Here is an 18,848-nt window from a genome sequence, read left to right on the forward strand (position 1 = left end):
TGATGCTTCTACACTTATAGGAGGAAAACCAGTTGGACATTTTGAAACATATGTTGGATACATATGCCTCGTTTTTTGATTGGCATATGTGGGCAGAGGTGTTAACAGACCCTGTCTCTTGGGGGCTTATTGGGACGCTTGTCGTGCTTGAAGGATTGTTATCAGCAGATAACGCACTTGTATTAGCTGTGATGGTGAAACATTTACCGGAAAAGCAGCGTAAAAAGGCATTAACCTACGGATTAATTGGCGCTTATTTCTTCCGTTTTCTATTCATTGGCGTAGGGATGCTGCTTATTAAATTCTGGTGGATTAAGGTTCTTGGAGCTGCTTACCTAGCATGGCTTGTCATTAAGCACTTCTGGTTAGGTGATGGCGATGATGAAGCGAAGGAATTGAAAAAAGAAGGCTGGTTGATTCGGGTATTTGGTATATTCTGGGCAACCGTTATCTCTGTAGAAATTATGGACCTTGCCTTCTCGGTTGATAGTATTCTTGCAGCATTCGCTGTATCTGAGGAAGTATGGATTCTTCTATTAGGCGGAATGCTTGGAATTCTCATGATGCGTACAGTGGCACAGTTGTTCCTTGTTCTTATTGACCGTATCCCAGAGCTCGAGAATACAGCGTTTATTCTTATCGGGATCATTGCGATCAAAATGGGCTTGAGTGCTGCTCACATTGAAATCCCGCATCTTGTATTCTTTGCGATTATTATCCTAGCATTTATCGGAACGTTTATTGTTCATAAAATCAATAAGAAGAAACATCAAGGTGTAACAAACGAAGCTGCGGCTTCAAAAGAAGAATAGGAAGATCAAAAAGGAATGGAGTTGATTAGCGGCTCCATCCTTTTTTGAATCATCAAGTCATTTGTTCGATTTTCTCTCAACAACAGGAGGTGGCACAGCATGCGGTATTTTCAGTTTTTATCAGAGGCGAGGCAGCACGATATTTTTTTCAAACGGCCGGGGACGATGCATTTGATGACGCCAAGGCACGTACTTGCGCATGCATTAGGTGCTACTTTGTATATGCCTGCAACAAGACAGGATATAGCAGACATGCTGCTGTCGCAGAAATATGAAGCACTTTGCTCTGTTGTATTTTGTTTAGAGGATGCCATCGGTGATCAAGAAGTGGAAATGGCTGAGCAGAATCTAGTGGTACAACTCGCCAAACTGTCGGACAAATTGACGCATACGCCTGAAACGGCTGAACAATTGCCGTTTTTATTTATTCGGGTTCGTTCGCCGAAGCAGCTGCTTGAAATTGCAGATTTGCTAGGTTCATCTCTTCATTTATTGACGGGTTTTGTATTTCCAAAGTGTTCTATTCATAATGCAAAGGATTATTTGGACAGCTTGAAACAGGTTTCAGCACAAACAAAGACAACGCTGTACGGTATGCCCATTTTGGAAACACCCGATTTATTAGAAAAAGAAACAAGATATACGGTGCTGTCTGAGTTAAAGCAGATCATGCTGAATGATGAAGAATATATTTTGAATATTCGTATTGGGGCAACGGATCTTTGCGGCTTGTATGGCATTCGCCGTGATCGTGACACCACCATCTATGAAATCAGATTGATTGCTGATTTGATCACAGATATGATCAATTATTTTGGCCGTTCCTTTGTTGTATCAGGTGCAGTATGGGAGCATTTTGGCCCTGCACGAAAGGAACAAAAACCATTCATCCGTGCGCTTTCTAAGGGCGGTGAGCTGTCCTTATCTGAATTCGATGACGTACAAGGCTTACTCAAGGAGACAAGACTCGATGTAGCCAACGGCATACATGGGAAGACAGTGATCCATCCAACACATCTCAAGCCAGTTCAAAGCATGTACGTTGTGACAAAGGAAGAATACTTGGATGCATTAAGTATTTTAGAACATGCTGACGGCACAGTTGGCGTAATGAAGAGTGCCTATTCTAATAAGATGAATGAAACGAAGCCGCATTACAGGTGGGCAGAGCACATTTTAATTAAGTCAGACATTTACGGGGTGTTTCATGAAAATAGAAGCTATATCGACATACTCACAGAATCAGAAGCGGCATACGCTGAACATCTTGGAACATATGGAGGTTGAGCTTGACCTCAAAGAAGGGGCGCTCCAGCTGGAGAAAGAGCACCTTTTTGAGATGGCAGCAAGGGTGAACAAAAAAAGAGCCTTTTTATTCGTTAGTAAGGTGCTTGGAAAGCATATTCCTGTTCATCCAGTGAAACCGCTCCTTGTCTCGGGTCTTTTAGCGATGGCATATGCCAAAGAGCAAACGGGACAGACGCCTCCGTACCAAGATTTTCTTGTAGAGGCACTCAAGACGGATGATCACGGGGTGTTAACGGCAGCCTATGAAACACTCAAAAAAGAAAAGCTAGCAGCTGGCAATGAGCCTGTCGTCATTGGCTTTGCGGAAACGGCAACAGCCCTTGGACATGGTGTGTATGATGTGCTAGAAGGCGCATCTTACATTCATACGACACGTGAACAGCTGCTGGGTCTTGACCCGTCATTGGTATTTGAAGAAGAACATTCGCATGCAACAGACCAGCTTTGTTATGCAGATGAAGCATTACTTCGCACAGACCGCCCCATCGTGTTAGTAGATGATGAAGTCACGACAGGCCGTACAAATATCAATATCATTCGTGACCTTCATGCAAAGTACCCGCGGCATTCTTATACCATTCTTTCCATCTTGGACTGGCGGACGGAGGAGCATGAGAAAGCCATGTGCCAGCTTGAAGAGGAGCTCGGAATTCACATCACATCATTGTCTTTATTAAAAGGGCAGATGGTCTTTAGAGGCAAAACGCTCGATGAGCCAGCTTATTCGTATGAGATTGCGGAGCAAGAGAAGCGGCCAAGTCTCTCTTTTCATTCTCTTCAATCTTTCTTTAAGCAAGTGCCGTATTCACTTTCTCATGCAGCAAATTCGGCTGGTCATTCGCCATATATACATGAAACGGGCCGTTTTGGTTTAAACGCAGCAGATACGGAAGCACTCGACCAAGCAGCTGCTGAAGCGGGATTGAAGCTGTGGCAGGAACGCAAAGGAAAGCAAACACTCTGCTTAGGGACAGGTGAGCTGATGTATGTACCGATGAGACTGTCTACACATATGGGTGAAGGCGTTCGCTTTCATTCAACAACGAGAAGTCCTATTCACCCAGTCGAAAAGGATGGATACGCTGTTCAAAATGGGTTTACCTTTATGAATCCAGAAGATGCCCGAATTCAGCACTACGTGTACAACATTCCAAAAGGTGAATATGATGATGTATTTCTCTTTTTTGAGAAAAAAGTCTCTCAGGAGGCATTGCTTCCGCTTATTCATTTATTTGCCGAGCGGCATGTGAAGCATGTGCATATTGTGACTTTATCAGACGAGGTGAAGGTGAATGGCTAACGTGTATACAAAGATGGGAAGCTATCCAGAGCAGGATGTAACCTTCTTACTCAAAGATTTATCCTCTATTGAGATGGAGAAAAGTACAGAAGAGCGGGAGCGTTCCATTCAGAGTGGTGCGCATTATTCAGAAATGCTGCCAATTGAATATAAACCAACTGAATCTTATATGACTTTATTCTATCAATCTCTTGAAGAAAGTAAGGAAAAGGTAGCCGAAGCAGTAGCTGTTGTAGCAGAACAGATTGTGAAAAAGCGAGGCTTCAAAACCGTGCTTTGCAGCTTGGCGCGTGCAGGAACACCGATCGGGGTGCTAATCAAACGATATATTCGAAAGACATATGGTATCGATCTGCCTCATTACAGCATCTCTATTATTCGCGACCGCGGAATAGACGAGAATGCACTGCATTATATGCTGAAAGAACATCCAGGCTTTGAAATTGCTTTTATCGATGGATGGACTGGAAAAGGTGCGATTTCGAAAGAGCTCGAAAAAACTGTGATTGATTTTGGAAAAAAATATGGCGTGCGTCTTTCGAGTGAGCTGGCTGTTCTGGCTGACCCTGGCTATTGTACACATGTATATGGAACGAGAGAGGACTTTCTCATTCCAAGTGCCTGCCTGAATTCGACGGTATCAGGGCTTGTCAGTCGTACGGTACTAAACAACCGCTGGATCAATGCCGATGATTTCCATGGGGCAAAGTATTATAAAGAGCTGCTTGATGAGGATGTGTCCAATCTGTATGTGGATACGATTGAAGAAGCATTTTCCAGCCTCGGCCCAAATGTACAAGAGAAAGCAGAAACCATACTTACGCAAGGGACGCCGGCAGATTGGCGCGGAATGGCATCCATTGAAGCAATCGGTCAGGAGTTTCAAATTAAAAATACACATTTGATTAAGCCGGGTGTTGGTGAGACGACCCGCGTGCTGCTTAGAAGAATCCCGTGGAAAATCTTGATTCAGCCTGGATCTCAGGAAAAGCTGAAGCATATTTTGCTTTTGGCTGAGGACAGAGGCGTTCCTGTCATTGAATATGCCAATATGTCCTACACGTGCTGCGGGTTAATTCGCCCGCTGGAGCAAACGTCATGAAGACATATGCATTTGCCAGTGATTTAGACCGAACGCTGATTTACTCACATCGAGTGCTTGACCAGTATGCGTATGAAGGAGAGTATGATTTAGTTGAGGTGCTGGACGAACGGCCGCTTTCCTATATGTCTGTTGAAACGAAAAGATCCTTGCAGACGATTCATCAATCAGGCTGGTTCATTCCAGTGACGACAAGAACGACTGCACAGTATGAACGGATCACCTTCTTTCAACAAGAGCTTCAACCGGAGTATGCTGTCACAACAAACGGGGGCTGTATTCTTCACCATGGCAAGCCGCTTGAGGATTGGCAGGCCATTGTTGATGAGAGACTTAGGGAGTGTATGCCAGTCAGAGAGATGCTGAGGGCGATCTCCGAACTTCCGGTTGCGGCTTGGGTGAAGCGTACCCGTACAGCAGAGGGAAGATTTCTTTATTTGATTATGAAAGATGAGTATCTATCTCACATACCGCTTGCTGAATTGAAGCTGTGGGGTGAGGAGAGAGGCTGGCAGGTTTCTCTTCAGGGACGGAAGCTTTATTTTATTCCACAGCCGCTTAATAAGTGGGATGCTGTTGCTTTTATAAAGGATAGGCTGCAGCTTGAATACGTCTATGGTGCGGGTGATTCCCTGTTAGATGTGGGGCTCATTCGTCAATCAGATAAGGGCTTTGCCCCAAAGCATGGAGAAGTTCTCGACTTTGACCCAGAACTTGAGCCGACAGCAGCATCTGGCATGGCCGCAGCGGATGAAATCACCGCTTCTGTCATCGAGCAGATGGCGAAGGCAAAAAAGCCTTCGATTCGATAGCAGAAGTAGAAGGCTGAATGATATGATAGTAGTAGCTTTCTAGAAAATATAGGAGAAAGGAAGGAGCGGCGTGAGTTATAAAGAAATCAATGTCACCCAAACACGGGCGGAGCAGGAAGCCTGGAAAAACGTGCTGAAAAAGCCGCTCCCTGAAAGAGACGGTTATGTAAAGGACGAGCATACGTTGTCCTTGCCGCGTCTCGCCGCCCGGGTCCTTGGAACTCCGCATGATGCAACCGATTATTTTATTTATTTACATGAATTATACGAAACAGAAGGCATGCATATTTTAAGTGAAACGCTCAATCGTCATATTGAGCCAGAGCATTTTCAAGCGTTGCAGCGTATTCATTTGATTAACCAAGAAGAAAAGGGATTGTCCGTGAATCGCTTTGTGGCTTTTTTAGATGGTGAACAGCTGATTGTACGCCATCCAAACCCTGTGATGAACCGGCATATCCGTCTTTCATTGATCAAGGTGTTTGAGCATTTCAAGCAGCTGCATGAGGGTGGATTTCAGCATCCTGATTTCCGCCGGGTCTTGCTGGATGTCGTGAAGTTTTCAAATAACCATCTAGGTCCATGGCTGAAGGAAGTCAATATAGAAGAAAAAATGCCGGCTGTCATTTGGTATGGAGAGGCGAATAAAAGTCAGCTTTATTTTCTTTACTATGTCATGCTGATTGGCTGTGATGTTGTGCTATTTCATCCAGAAGGCGTGGATTCGTTTCGCGAATTAGATCCAGAAGAAAAGCTGACTTTTATTGATCAGTACCCGGGGACTTCAAAGCTTGAGCCGTTCCCTACTGAAAAGCCTGAGAGGAAATCAACGGTGGCGTACCGCTCGACAAGAGAGCTTGAAGAGGTGCTTCACACGGAAGATTCAATGCTGTATAAGCCGTGGCAATTCAGAGATCATACTCCTCATTCTATTACGCTGAAGACAACGTATGATGAGCTGTTTTTAATTGCAAAGGAACGATCCTTTATCCGCCCGAATTTCAAAGCAGACCGGGACACGATACAGATTCCGAATCTTTTTGCGAAAATGATGGGTGTCACACGAGACAAGCGTGAATACTGGGATCGCATTCACACGTTAATGGAGGGGAAAGAGACGAAGACCATTCGCCATTTTCCTTTTACAAAAGAAGTGACTTCGAATTATCAATTTCATTATCAGCATGCACTTTCTGCTACTGGAGAGATTGATCCTGAATTATTAATGAAAAGCAATGTGTGGCAGTTTTCTCATCTATATGAGGGCGCGCAGCGTGCGATAGCAGAGGCGATATCTCGAATCTGTCAGCATCCGAAGCTATTAAAAGAAGGCAATGAAACCGAATTAGATGTCCGCATTTATTTATTCAAGCAGGTTCTGCATTTGAGCCAGGATCTCATTGAACTGATTCAAACCTTTGATTATGCACAAACCGTACCGAAAGTGATTTTATACCATACGGAATATAATGGTGAGCTGACTCGTTCTGATGCGGCCGCCCTGATTTTCCTAAATGAAATGGGTGTGGATCTCTTCGTATATCATCCGGCGGGATATCAGTGTATCGAACGGTATATCGATGACCAATTATTTGATACCCATTGGCTTGATGAGATGGTCATGAACCAGGAGTTTAAAGAGCCGTCCATCGTTAGAAAGTTATTTCAATCCATTAAAAACCGATAAGGAGATCAAAGCTTATGACAAATACAAACGGAAATGACATCATTTCAATTGATAAAGAGGAAATCACGATTGAGAAGGCTGACGATATTCGCGTTCAGCTTCGAAACGAACCAGAAGTGCAAAATATTGCGAGACAGATCGATGCAAAAAATCAGCTTGAGCTTCTTGAATACGGAAAACAGCCAGCCGTTGAAATCTCTAAGTTCTCTGATCGTATCCTTTCAATGATGCGTTCAACAAGCGTCACTGACTCAGGAACAATGCTGACGCAGCTTGGTAAGATTATGGATCGCTTTGATAAAAATGATTTTGACGAGCCGAAGGGTGGTTTGTTGTCAAAAATCTTTAAACGCGGCGGCAGCATGATTGAAAAGATTTTTAGTAAATATCAAACGCTCGGTGCTGAGATTGAAAAAATTAATGTAGAAATCAGTAAATATAAAGATGAAATGACCAAATCGACTGTGACGCTTGAAGAAATGTATGAGCATAACATTCAATACTACATGGAGCTTGAAAAGTATGTCGTAGCCGGTCAAATGAAAATTGAAGAATTAAAGCAATTGGTTCCTTCATATGAAGAAAAAGCAGCTAGTGGAAACCAGCTGGCACAAATGGAACTTGATACGCTTCGTAATGGGATTCAAGCGCTTGAAGAGCGTGTATATGACCTTGATATGGCAAGAATGGTCGCGCTTCAAACGGCACCGCAAATCCGTTTGCTTCAGCGTGGGAATACAAAATTAATCGGTAAAATCAACTCTGCCTTCATTATCACCATTCCAATCTTCAAAAATGGGATCATTCAAGCTGTGACAGCGAAGAGACAAAAGCTTGTCGCTGATTCCATGAGTGAGCTGGATAGAAGAACAAATGAAATGCTGAAACGAAATGCTGAAAACATTTCAAGTCAAAGTGTGGAGATTGCCAAATTATCCGGCCGTCCAAGCATCGACATTGAAACGATCGAATCTTCCTTTAATACAATTGTACAAGGGATGAAAGAGACGAAACAGATCGAAGAAGAGAACAAGCGATTACGTGAAGATGGAACAAAACGTATGCTTGAGCTTCAAGATAATATTAAGCGGGCTGCCCTAGAGTCCTAAAAAAACGAGCTGTCTGTAACTAAAGTTGCAGGCAGTTTTTTTGTGAATTTAAATAAAATTTGAGAAAAAAGGTTTTTATGTGACCATTTTCGGGTAAATCATGTTCAGGGGAATGGTTCGCCCATGATTCAAAAAAACTGCTATGACGAGGATTCGACTTGTTTTTTAGCACAATTAGGAATTTCCAGTAAAATATTGTCTGGTGAGAGGAAATACCCCGTAAAATATGTAGTTTATGAAGCATTCTATAGGATTTACGAGTAATACGGCGTATAAACTCTAATGACCAGACCTCTATATGGAATTCATACATATTGTGGGGAAATAAGCGAATTCTAAAGATTGTTCGCATCATAACGCTTATGTTACGGTTATAAAGATGCTAATTTGGAGGGAAAATATGAATTCTGAAGAGAGAAATATCAAAATCAAGATAAATAATGTATCTAAAATTTTCGGTAAAAATGCTAAAAAAGCATCTCAAATGCTTGAAAACGGGAAAACAAAAAGAGAGATCCTAAAAGAGACCGGCGCAACAGTTGGTGTCAATCGAGCAAATTTTGATGTTTATGACGGCGAGATATTTGTCATCATGGGGCTATCAGGGAGCGGAAAGTCCACACTTGTGCGGATGCTAAACAGGTTAATCGAACCAACCTCCGGTGAAATTTATATTGATGGGGATATGATAACAAATATGTCAAAGGATCAATTGCGTGAAGTCAGACGGAAAAAGATCAGCATGGTTTTCCAAAACTTCGCATTGTTCCCGCACCGTACAATTCTTGAGAACACAGAGTATGGTCTTGAATTGCAAGGTGTAGATAAAGAAGAGCGCAGACCAAAAGCGCTTGAATCTTTAAAGCTTGTTGGACTTGAAGGCTTTGAAGAGCAATACCCAAATCAATTAAGTGGTGGGATGCAGCAGCGTGTTGGATTGGCACGTGCGTTAGCAAATGACCCTGACATTTTATTAATGGATGAAGCATTCAGCGCACTAGACCCATTAATTCGTAAAGATATGCAGGATGAATTGCTTGAGCTTCATACATCTGTAGGAAAAACGATCATTTTCATTACCCATGATTTAGATGAGGCGCTTCGTATTGGCGACCGCATTGTGCTCATGAAGGACGGAAATATCGTTCAAATCGGAACACCAGAAGAAATTCTAATGAACCCATCGAATGAATATGTTGAACGTTTCGTTGAAGATGTTGACCTTTCTAAAGTATTAACCGCTGGTCATATTATGAAACGTGCAGAAACAGTTCAGATTGACAAAGGGGCACGTGTTGCGCTTACGCTCATGAAAAACCTAGGGATTTCGTCTATCTATGCGGTAGATAAGAAAAAGCATTTATTAGGTGTCATTTCTGCCCAAGCAGCGAAGAAAGCAGCAGAAACGGGAGCGTCGCTTGAAACGGTTCTCGATAAAGAATTTACGACAGTGTTGGAATCTACGTATTTGACAGAGATCTTTGATGCGGTGTCTGATGCGAACATTCCGATTGCCGTTGTCGATGAGAAAAACAGAATGAAGGGCATTGTGGTCCGAGGTGCATTGATTGGTGCATTATCAGGAAATGATGAGTATATCAACATGTCTTCTAACAAGCTAGAGGAAATTAAAGCACAAGAGCCTTCTGCACAGGAGGTAGAATAAGATGTTTAGTATGAGTGATTTACCTAGAATTCCGTTTGCGGAATATATCGATCAATTTGTTGACTGGTTAACATTAACGTTTGGTGGTTTCTTTGATGGCATCACAAATGGATTAGCAGGAACAGTAAATGGGATTGTGGCTGCACTTGGCGTCATTCCATCCATTATTTTAACCCTTATTTTTGCCGGCATTGCTTGGTGGATCAGTACAAGAGGAGTTGCTCTTTTCACACTTATTGGATTTTTACTGATCGACTATTTAGGCTACTGGCATCCAATGCTTCAAACACTTGCGCTCGTTTTGACCGCTGTGGTCATTTCTATTGTGATCGGGGTTCCGATCGGTATTTGGGCATCACAGAAGGAAACTGTGCGTAAAATTGTGACACCTATTTTAGATTTAATGCAGACAATGCCTGCATTCGTTTATCTATTACCAGCGATCTTCTTCTTTAATATTGGGGTTGTTCCTGGGGTTGTGGCATCGGTTATCTTCTCCATGCCGCCAACCATCCGTATGACCATTCTCGGTATTAAACAAGTACCAGCTGATTTAATTGAAGCAACAGAAGCATTTGGTTCAACGACATTCCAGCGTTTATTCAAAGTTCAGCTTCCACTTGCAACAAAAACCATCTTAGCTGGTATTAACCAAAGTATCATGCTGGCTCTATCAATGGTCGTTATTGCAGCAATGGTGGGTGCACCAGGACTTGGTTCAGAAGTATATAGTGCGGTAACCCAGCTGAAAACAGGTATTGGTTTTGAAGCAGGTATTGCCATTGTTATTGTGGCGATTACACTTGACCGTATTACACAAAACATTAAAACGAAAAAAACCAGGGGGAATGCTTAATGTGGAAAAAGTCTCTCTACATTGGGATGACCGCCCTGCTTGTCTTTTTACTAGCCGCTTGCGGTGCGCAGACAGATTCAAATGCGAGTGCAGCACAGCAGGTGAATAAGACCATTATCGGAATCGATCCAGGTTCAGGGATTATGGCACTGACAGATCAAGCGAAAAAGGATTACGGCTTAGAGGATTGGACGGTTGTGTCTGCATCAAGTGCAGCTATGACGGCAACACTCAAAAAATCTTACGACCGTAAAAAGCCAATCATCATCACTGGCTGGAATCCACACTGGATGTTTTCCCGCTATGATTTAAAATATCTAGATGATCCAAAAAAATCTTACGGTGAAGCGGAAGAAATTCATACGATTTCACGTAAAGGCTTTGCAAAGGATGAGCCGGAAGCAGCCAAAATGCTTAGTCAGTTTAAATGGTCTCAAGATGACATGGGCGAAGTCATGATTGATATTCAAGATGGTGTGAAACCAAAGGATGCTGCCATAAAATATGTGAAAAAACATAAAGACCAAGTAGCGAAATGGACAAAAGGCGTGAAAAAGTCGAATGGTGGAAAAATCAATCTTGCCTACGTTGCCTGGGATAGTGAGATTGCAAGTACCAATGTTGCGGCAGAAGTATTGCGTGAACTCGGGTTTAATGTGACTTTGACTCAGGTTGAAGCAGGTCCAATGTGGACAGCAATTGCAACCGGAAGTGCGGATGCATCATTATCCGCTTGGCTGCCAAATACGCATAAAACGTATGCAGCGAAGTTTAAAGGAAAATATGACGACCTTGGTACAAGTATGAAAGGCCTTCGAATGGGGCTAGTTGTTCCGAAATATATGAAGAACGTAAACTCCATTGAAGATTTGAAAAAATAGTCAATGATGTAATGGTTCCCTTATAATAGAAGGGAGCATGTGGAAAAAGCAGTCTGCTCAAAAAGCGGCTGCTTTTTTCTTATATAGAAGGATGGAGTTGTCGTCGATGATGGATAGGTCAATCATGATTTTTCTGCATGGTGGAGGAGTAAGCAGCTGGATGTGGCAGGAGCAGGTTGAAATATTTAAGGACACGTATGAATGCTTTGCCCCTGATCTCATTGGACATGGGACAAGAGCAAAAGAACAGATATTTTCAATGAATGAAAGCGCCCAAGAAGTCATCTCATGGATCAAGGAAAACGCGAATGGCCGTCAAGTGATTCTGATTGGATTTTCTTTAGGTGCACAGATTGCCGTTGATGTGTTATCAAGAGAGCCAGATATCGTAGACATCGCTGTCATCAATAGCGCCCTCGTGATGCCTCTGCCATGGCTCCATTTCATGGTGAGACCGCTCTTGCCACTGACGTATCCATTATTAAAGAAAGATTGGTTTATCCAGCTCCAAGCCGAAAAGATGGGGCTCCCGCAACATGTACTGCCTCATTATGCGGCGGAATCGAAACATCTGCAGAAGAAAACCCTTCTTACGATGTTTCAAGAAAACCTCCATTACAGGCTCCCAGACACGTTTCAGCAAGCAAAGGCACGCATTCTTGTCACAGTGGGAGAAAAAGAAAAAGGCATTATGACACGGTCAGCAAAAAAAATAACAAATTCACATCCAAAGGCAGCAGGCGTCATCGTTCCCGGTATTGGACATACATTTACTTTTGAGAAAAAAGAACTTTTCACAGAAATGATCAAAAGCTTTATAGAGGCACGTGCATTACCAGTGGAATTAAAGGAAATCCAGTAGCCGTGCCCATCAATAAGTGAAGATAAGCATAAAAGAGGCGGTGGTCTCTTAGAATCTGTATGATATAGGTATAAAACGCTTTCAGTTTCTGTGCCATAGAAGGAGGAGCTATGAGTAAAAACTATATCATATTCGGTGCAAGTCAAGGATTAGGAGATGCTTTTGTAAAGGGTCTTCCTTCAAGTGGAGATACAGTTTGGATTGTGTCGCGAAGTGAACCAAGCAGTTTGAGCATAGATGACGGTGTACATAGAATTTGGCTGAAAATCGACTTATCAAGCCAAACACATATCCCTTATATGCTCGAAGCACTGGAGAACAAGACGATTGATGTACTTATTTATAACGTCGGTTTATGGGAAAAACGAGGCTTTGAAGACGATTATTCCTTTGATCACGATCAGCCAGAGGATATTGCGCACTTAATTAATGTGAATGTCACCTCAACCATTACGTACATCCAGGCACTGCTTCCGCACGTAAGGAAATCGGAGAATGGGAAAATCATCGTGATTGGCTCAACGGCTGGACTCGATCATACAAACCTGCCGCAAGTCTCGTTTGTTGCATCTAAATTTGGCCTGCGCGGAATTGTGAATGCGCTGAGAGAGCATGTGAGAAAAGATAAAATATCTGTTACCTGTATCAATCCAGGAGAGCTGGCGGCAGAGGTTCCGTATGAAGAGGGAGCCGAAAAGGCCATTACTCTATATGATGAAACGAGAATCCCTGTTCAGGATATTGTGGAGCTTGCTAGATGTGTGATTCACTTATCAAGGGTATCTTGTGTGAAAGAAATCAACGTTCCAGCCATGGCAGATTTGAATGCATAATATAAAGCGACCACCCGTCCTGAAGAGAAGGCGGGTGGCTTTTTCATTTTATGATGAATGCTGCTGGAGCGTTTGATAGACAGCTTCAGTCAAAATCTCAATGCCGGTAAAGATTGCAGAGCGGTCAAAGGTCATGTACGGATGATGAAGACCTGGCTTTAAATCACAGCCTAAACCGAGCATCGTAGATTTGATATGCGGAAGCTTTGCTGCATAAAAGTGAAAGTCTTCTCCACCTGTTGTGACGATCGGGGGATCAAGCTGCTCTTGACCTAAAACCTGTTCAATCGCATGAGACATGATCTGGACAGCTTCCTCATTTAACGTAGCGGCAGGCAGACGATGGTCTGTTGAAAGTGTAATGGAAGCACCAAAGGCATCCGCTACAGAATGAACTGCTCTTTCAATTTCTTTTTCTAGCTCATCCATTACTTCGTTTGTTTGCGCCCTTACATCTAATGTAAAAGAAGCTTTGCCTGGGATGATGTTTGAGCTGCCCCCGCCAGCATGTAAATTGGTCATTTTCACAGAATGGGCGACTCGTGGATCGACATGGATATGCGCGAGTCTCTGCACGAGGGTTGAAGCCACTTCTATTACGTTGATGCCAAGGTGTGGACGTGCACCGTGCGCTTCCTCTCCAGTAATTGTGCCGACATAATGATTACTTGATCCGTGCAAAATAGCAGGAGCGCAGCGTCCGTTTAATGTTTCTTGAATTGGGCGCACATGTACGCCATATAAGTAATCGACATCTGCCAGCACACCTTTTTCAATCATTTTCAGCGCACCGCCGCCTCTTTCCTCGGCAGGCTGAAAGATGAAACGGATCGTGCCGTTTGGGCGTTCTTTTTCCTTTAATGCCATAAAGGTGCCAAGAGCCATTGTCATGTGTGCATCGTGGCCGCATGAATGATTGGCCTGAAACTCACCATCTACTTCCTGCCAAAGTGCATCAATATCGGCTCTCACAGCGACCACTGGTGCGCCTTCTCCAATTTCACCGATCACTCCTGTACAGTCGTCAAATGTTTGAGTTTTGCAGCCCAATTTTTTCAATATATCTTCAATATAAGCGGTCGTTTCTGTTTCTTCCCAGCTGATTTCTGGGTGGGCATGCAAGTGTTCGAAGATGTCTGTCACGGTTTGTTTCATTTCGTTTGTCAAAGTTGTCATGAAGAGCCTCCTTGCTGACAGATAATCTGCCAAAACATTATTTTAGTGAAATAATATTGATCTTAAATATCAACAGTGTTTATAATATAACACATCATTTGATTATTCTGAAAATTAAGTGAAATTCCGATCGGGACAAAGGGGTTTTGGCACATGAAAACTGCGACAGTATCAGCACCAGAGAAACAGAAACGAAAACTTCAAATGCCGGATGCGTATGTTCTCTTATTTATGATTGCACTGATTTGTACGATAGCAACGTATTTTGTACCAGCGGGTGAGTTTGACCGAAAGACATCTGGGGAGATCACAACAGCCGTTCCTGGCAGCTATCACCGCATTGATCAATCACCAGTGAGTCCAGTGGGCTTTTTCACTGCGATACAAGAAGGAATGGTAGGGTCCGCTTCTATTATTTTTCTGATTCTATTTACGGGCGGAACCATTGCCATTTTGGAGAAGACAGGTGCTATTAACGGAATGATTCACCATGTCATCAGCCGGTTTCAAACGAAGCAATTATTGTTTATTTGTATTGTTGGGGGATTATTTTCAGTCCTTGGAACGACCGGAATTGTCGTGAACTCTGTTATTGGGTTTATTCCGATTGGCATTATTGTGGCACGATCCTTGAAATGGGATGCTGTAGCAGGAGCGGCTGTCATATACATCGGCTGTTATGCAGGGTTTAATGCAACGATTTTATCTCCATCTCCATTAGGTTTATCACAAACGATCGCAGAGCTGCCGATCTTTTCTGGCATTGGGCTGCGTGTCATCATTTATCTTTGTTTTCTTATTTCAAGTATTGTGTACATCTATTTATATACAAGACGTCTGAAGAATAAAGAAAAGGGAAGCATTCTTGGCGATCAATGGTTTCCTGCTAAGGGACTTGGCGGAGCCGATGCGGAATCTGTGGACAAGCCTGCATTCACTGGCAGACATAAGCTGATTTTAGCGGTGTGCGGATTGTCACTTGGAGGGTTCTTATATGGCGCACTTCAGCTTGGCTGGACCGATAAGGAAATGGCCGGTGTGTTCATTTTTATGGCAATTGCAGCTGGACTGCTTGGAGGATTAGCGGCCAATGATATTGCGAAAACGTTTATTGTCGGCTGTCAAAGCCTTGTATACGGCGCACTTATTGTTGGGATGGCACGCTGTATTTCAGTCATTTTAGAAAATGGGAAGCTGCTTGATACAGTGGTCAACGGCTTGGCGAGTATGCTGACAGGCTTTAGTCCAATTGCTGGTGCGATCGGGATGTATATTGCGAGTGCGCTTCTTCACTTTTTGATTTCATCAGGATCAGGAGAAGCCGTTGTCTTTATCCCGATTCTTGCGCCGCTCGCTGATTTAATGGGCATCACAAGACAGGTAGCTGTAGAAGCGGTAATGCTTGGTGAAGGGGTGGTCAACTGTATCAATCCGACTTCTGGAGTGTTGATGGCTGTGCTTGCTGCAAGTGGTATTCCTTATGTAAAGTGGCTGCGTTTTATGGTGCCGCTTGCCCTCATTTGGTTTGTCATCGGTCTTGTATTTATTTGTATCGGGGTCATGATCAACTGGGGTCCTTATTAAACACGTTTGAAGCTGCCGAAGAGCGTTTGGCAGCTTTTTTCTTGTGGAAATATGTATGGAGCCAGCGCTTTGAAAGCAGAATAAATGTGTTCACAAATTCGCTACATCTTTTTTTTGAGCAACCCCCTTGCAAAAGTTTGTGAAGTGTTGCACAATAAGAATGTGAAATACTTCACATAATAAAAACAGCCTAGTTTTACTCAGGAGGATGAGATAAATGACAAACGAAAAAGTAAACAAAGTAGCCCTTATTGGAGCAGGTTTCGTCGGCAGCAGTTATGCCTTTACATTAATAAATCAAGCGATCACAGATGAATTGGTTGTTATCGATTTGAATCAAGACAAAGCAATGGGTGACGTGATGGATTTAAACCACGGAAAAGCATTTGCCCCGCATCCTGTGAATACTTGGTATGGAGATTATGAGGATTGTAAGGATGCAGATATCGTCTGTATCTGTGCTGGTGCAAACCAAAAGCCAGGTGAAACGAGACTTGACCTTGTTGAGAAAAATTTAAATATATTTAAAGGCATTGTAGACAATGTGATGAAAAGCGGATTCGATGGTATTTTCTTAGTTGCTACGAACCCAGTTGATATTTTGACATATGCGACTTGGAAATTCAGTGGACTTCCAAAAGAACGAGTGATTGGCAGTGGTACGACGCTTGATACGGCAAGATTTAGATACATGCTCAGTGAGTATTTTGAAGCAGCGGCACACAATGTGCATGCGTACATCATTGGCGAACATGGGGATACTGAACTTGCTGTTTGGAGTCATGCGAATATCGGAAGTGTACCAATTACAGAATTAATGAAGAGAAATGATCAATACAAACAAGAAGACTTAGATGAAATCATGGAAAATGTCCGTCATGCCGCTTACCAAATCATTGAGAAAAAAGGCGCCACTTACTACGGCGTAGCAATGAGTTTAGCCCGCATTACAAGAGCGATCCTGCACAATGAAAACAGCATTTTAACGGTCAGCACTTACTTGGATGGTGAGTACGGAGCAGAAGATGTCTACATTGGTGTACCAGCCCTTGTGAATCGAAATGGTGCAACAGAAGTGATGGAGCTTGCACTAAACGACACGGAGAAAGAAAAATTTGCACACAGTGTGAATGTGTTAAAAGAGATTTTGGCTCCTCATTTTTAATCAATCAAAAGCAACCTATCTGAGCAGAAAAGGATGAATCACTATGTGGCAGCAAATATATGATCCGTTTGGTAATGAATTCGTCAGTGCATTGGTGGCAATGCTCCCAATTTTGTTTTTCCTACTTGCATTAACCGTTTTTAAGTTAAAAGGTGTTTTAGCCGCTTGTTTTACCTTAATCGTCAGTTTTGTAACAGCTGTTTTCTTCTTCCATATGCCAGTTGAAAAGGCATTATCTGCTGTGCTGCTCGGTATATCTAATGGGCTGTGGCCGATTGGATATATCGTGATCATGGCGGTATGGCTCTATAAAATTGCAGTGAAATCTGGTAAGTTCGATGTCATTCGTTCTAGTATTGCAGGAATCTCTCAAGATCAACGTCTTCAGCTCTTATTAATAGGTTTTAGCTTTAACGCATTTTTAGAAGGTGCTGCTGGGTTTGGTGTACCGATTGCGATTAGTGCCGCTCTCTTAACAGAGCTTGGGTTTAAACCGCTGAAAGCCGCGATGCTCTGCTTAATTGCCAATGCTGCATCTGGTGCATTTGGTGCTGTGGGAATCCCAGTGATTACAGGGGCGCAAATGGGCAATATGACGCCGCTTGCGTTATCTCAAACCCTTGTATATACGATCCCGTTTATTTCATTCTGTATTCCGTTCCTACTCATTCTGATTGTAGATGGATTTAAAGGAATCAAAGAAACTCTGCCAGCCTTGCTTGTTGTGAGTGGAACCTATACCATTTTGCAAGCTGTTACAATGGTGACGATGGGTCCTGAGCTTGCCAATATTATTTCTGCCTTAGCAAGTATGGGAATTTTGGCTTTATTTCTTCGGAAATGGCAGCCAAAACACATTTATCGAGAAGAAGGAGCGCCAGATATTGAACAGAAACAAACGTATCGCGGCGTTGAAATACTGAAAGCATGGTCTCCGTTCTATATTTTAACTGCTGTTATTACAGTATGGAGCCTGCCAGCATTTAAAGCATTGTTTGCTGTAGGAGGACCGCTTAACTGGACGACCATTTTAGTGAAAATGCCATTTTTACATCAGCAAATTGTGAAATTACCACCAATTGCACAAACGGAAACACCTATTGATGCAATCTTTAAAATTGATGTCATCAGTGCAACGGGTACTGCCATTCTGCTTGCGGTGATGCTGACAGGGCTGTTTAGCAGACATATTACGTTAACAGAAGGCGCTGCCTGCTTAAAAGCAGCGGTGAAAGAGCTTTGGCTCCCCGTTCTTACCATTTGTTTTGTCATGGGCTTTGCCAACCTGGCGAACTTTGCTGGACTAAGTTCTGCGATTGGACTTGCTCTTGCCAAAACAGGCGATTTGTTCCCGCTTGTCAGCCCGGTGCTTGGCTGGATCGGTGTGTTTATTACGGGATCTGTCGTGAGTAACAACGCCTTATTCGGTAACCTTCAAGCGGTCACTGCTTCTCAAATCGGCTCACAGGCAGGTTTGTTGATTGGGGCGAACACGACCGGTGGTGTGATGGCGAAATTAATTTCTCCACAATCTATCGCTATCGCTACAGCAGCTGTTGGAGAAACAGGGAAAGAATCTGAGCTCTTCAAAAAGACCGTGAAGTACAGCTTCATTCTGCTCGGCATTGTATGTATATGGACATTCATTCTTGCTCAATTTTTATAGGTTGATAGATTAAAAAAGACTGAGAGAGA

The 18,848-nt window shown here is 43.0% G+C and carries 16 protein-coding genes; 15 read left to right on the forward strand and 1 reads right to left on the reverse strand.

Going from position 1 to position 18,848, the window contains the following annotated elements; all coding sequences use genetic code 11:
* Nucleotides 1-32 precede the first annotated feature (32 nt).
* The 12 genes from NSQ72_RS01670 to NSQ72_RS01725 all read left to right on the forward strand — a co-directional run bounded on the left by NSQ72_RS01670 (nucleotide 33) and on the right by NSQ72_RS01725 (nucleotide 13,228).
* Nucleotides 33-812 carry a TerC family protein gene (locus NSQ72_RS01670; RefSeq protein ID WP_039176272.1) on the forward strand — a complete coding sequence of 260 codons (780 nt, stop codon included), beginning with the start codon at nucleotides 33-35 and terminating at the stop codon, nucleotides 810-812.
* A 99-nt stretch (nucleotides 813-911) separates the two neighbouring features.
* Nucleotides 912-2,099: an HpcH/HpaI aldolase/citrate lyase family protein gene (locus NSQ72_RS01675; RefSeq protein ID WP_341083139.1), complete on the forward strand. Its 1,188-nt coding sequence runs from the start codon at nucleotides 912-914 to the stop codon at nucleotides 2,097-2,099.
* Nucleotides 2,089-3,420: a phosphoribosyltransferase family protein gene (locus NSQ72_RS01680; protein WP_341085000.1), complete on the forward strand. Its 1,332-nt coding sequence runs from the start codon at nucleotides 2,089-2,091 to the stop codon at nucleotides 3,418-3,420. The genes NSQ72_RS01675 and NSQ72_RS01680 overlap by 11 nt, the downstream gene beginning before the upstream one ends.
* The gene (locus NSQ72_RS01685) at nucleotides 3,413-4,522 is read left to right on the forward strand and encodes a cysteine protease StiP family protein (protein WP_341083140.1); all 1,110 of its coding nucleotides are present in this window, start codon (nucleotides 3,413-3,415) and stop codon (nucleotides 4,520-4,522) included. The genes NSQ72_RS01680 and NSQ72_RS01685 overlap by 8 nt, the downstream gene beginning before the upstream one ends.
* Nucleotides 4,519-5,334 carry an HAD family hydrolase gene (locus NSQ72_RS01690; protein ID WP_341083141.1) on the forward strand — a complete coding sequence of 272 codons (816 nt, stop codon included), beginning with the start codon at nucleotides 4,519-4,521 and terminating at the stop codon, nucleotides 5,332-5,334. The genes NSQ72_RS01685 and NSQ72_RS01690 overlap by 4 nt, the downstream gene beginning before the upstream one ends.
* Before the next feature lie 70 nt (nucleotides 5,335-5,404).
* Nucleotides 5,405-7,021, forward strand: coding sequence for a YceG family protein (locus tag NSQ72_RS01695; RefSeq protein ID WP_341083142.1), 1,617 nt, complete (start codon nucleotides 5,405-5,407; stop codon nucleotides 7,019-7,021).
* A 14-nt stretch (nucleotides 7,022-7,035) separates the two neighbouring features.
* Nucleotides 7,036-8,130 (forward strand): toxic anion resistance protein, encoded by a 1,095-nt coding sequence (locus tag NSQ72_RS01700; RefSeq protein ID WP_034283225.1) that lies wholly within the window; start codon nucleotides 7,036-7,038, stop codon nucleotides 8,128-8,130.
* Between the two features lie 400 nt (nucleotides 8,131-8,530).
* Nucleotides 8,531-9,796 carry a glycine/proline betaine ABC transporter ATP-binding protein OpuAA gene (gene opuAA, locus NSQ72_RS01705; RefSeq protein ID WP_039176292.1) on the forward strand — a complete coding sequence of 422 codons (1,266 nt, stop codon included), beginning with the start codon at nucleotides 8,531-8,533 and terminating at the stop codon, nucleotides 9,794-9,796.
* Nucleotides 9,797-9,806: 10 nt separating this feature from the next.
* Nucleotides 9,807-10,652 (forward strand): glycine/proline betaine ABC transporter permease subunit OpuAB, encoded by an 846-nt coding sequence (gene opuAB / locus NSQ72_RS01710; protein ID WP_039182966.1) that lies wholly within the window; start codon nucleotides 9,807-9,809, stop codon nucleotides 10,650-10,652.
* Nucleotides 10,652-11,533, forward strand: a complete 882-nt coding sequence (locus tag NSQ72_RS01715) for a glycine betaine ABC transporter substrate-binding protein (RefSeq protein WP_144490693.1) — start codon at nucleotides 10,652-10,654, stop codon at nucleotides 11,531-11,533. The genes opuAB and NSQ72_RS01715 overlap by 1 nt, the downstream gene beginning before the upstream one ends.
* Nucleotides 11,534-11,639: 106 nt before the next feature.
* Nucleotides 11,640-12,395, forward strand: a complete 756-nt coding sequence (locus NSQ72_RS01720; protein ID WP_247544624.1) for an alpha/beta fold hydrolase — start codon at nucleotides 11,640-11,642, stop codon at nucleotides 12,393-12,395.
* Nucleotides 12,396-12,505: 110 nt separating this feature from the next.
* On the forward strand, nucleotides 12,506-13,228 hold the full coding sequence (locus NSQ72_RS01725) for an SDR family NAD(P)-dependent oxidoreductase (RefSeq protein ID WP_058837272.1): 723 nt from the start codon (nucleotides 12,506-12,508) through the stop codon (nucleotides 13,226-13,228).
* A gap of 48 nt (nucleotides 13,229-13,276) precedes the next feature.
* On the opposite strand, the gene NSQ72_RS01730 is transcribed toward NSQ72_RS01725, so the two are convergent.
* The gene (locus NSQ72_RS01730; RefSeq protein ID WP_059374368.1) at nucleotides 13,277-14,404 is read right to left on the reverse strand and encodes a M20 peptidase aminoacylase family protein; all 1,128 of its coding nucleotides are present in this window, start codon (nucleotides 14,402-14,404) and stop codon (nucleotides 13,277-13,279) included.
* 153 nt (nucleotides 14,405-14,557) lie between these two features.
* Between NSQ72_RS01730 and NSQ72_RS01735 the strand changes: the two genes are divergently transcribed.
* From NSQ72_RS01735 to NSQ72_RS01745, 3 genes are all read left to right on the forward strand, one after another.
* Nucleotides 14,558-15,988 carry a YfcC family protein gene (locus NSQ72_RS01735; RefSeq protein WP_341083143.1) on the forward strand — a complete coding sequence of 477 codons (1,431 nt, stop codon included), beginning with the start codon at nucleotides 14,558-14,560 and terminating at the stop codon, nucleotides 15,986-15,988.
* A gap of 217 nt (nucleotides 15,989-16,205) precedes the next feature.
* Nucleotides 16,206-17,153 carry an L-lactate dehydrogenase gene (locus NSQ72_RS01740; protein ID WP_039176305.1) on the forward strand — a complete coding sequence of 316 codons (948 nt, stop codon included), beginning with the start codon at nucleotides 16,206-16,208 and terminating at the stop codon, nucleotides 17,151-17,153.
* Between the two features lie 43 nt (nucleotides 17,154-17,196).
* Nucleotides 17,197-18,819, forward strand: coding sequence for an L-lactate permease (locus tag NSQ72_RS01745; protein WP_341083144.1), 1,623 nt, complete (start codon nucleotides 17,197-17,199; stop codon nucleotides 18,817-18,819).
* The last annotated feature ends 29 nt before the right edge of the window (nucleotides 18,820-18,848 follow it).

The organism is Bacillus sp. FSL R5-0659, assembly GCF_038008785.1.
In the GTDB taxonomy this organism is placed as follows: Bacteria; Bacillota; Bacilli; order Bacillales; family Bacillaceae; genus Bacillus; species Bacillus safensis.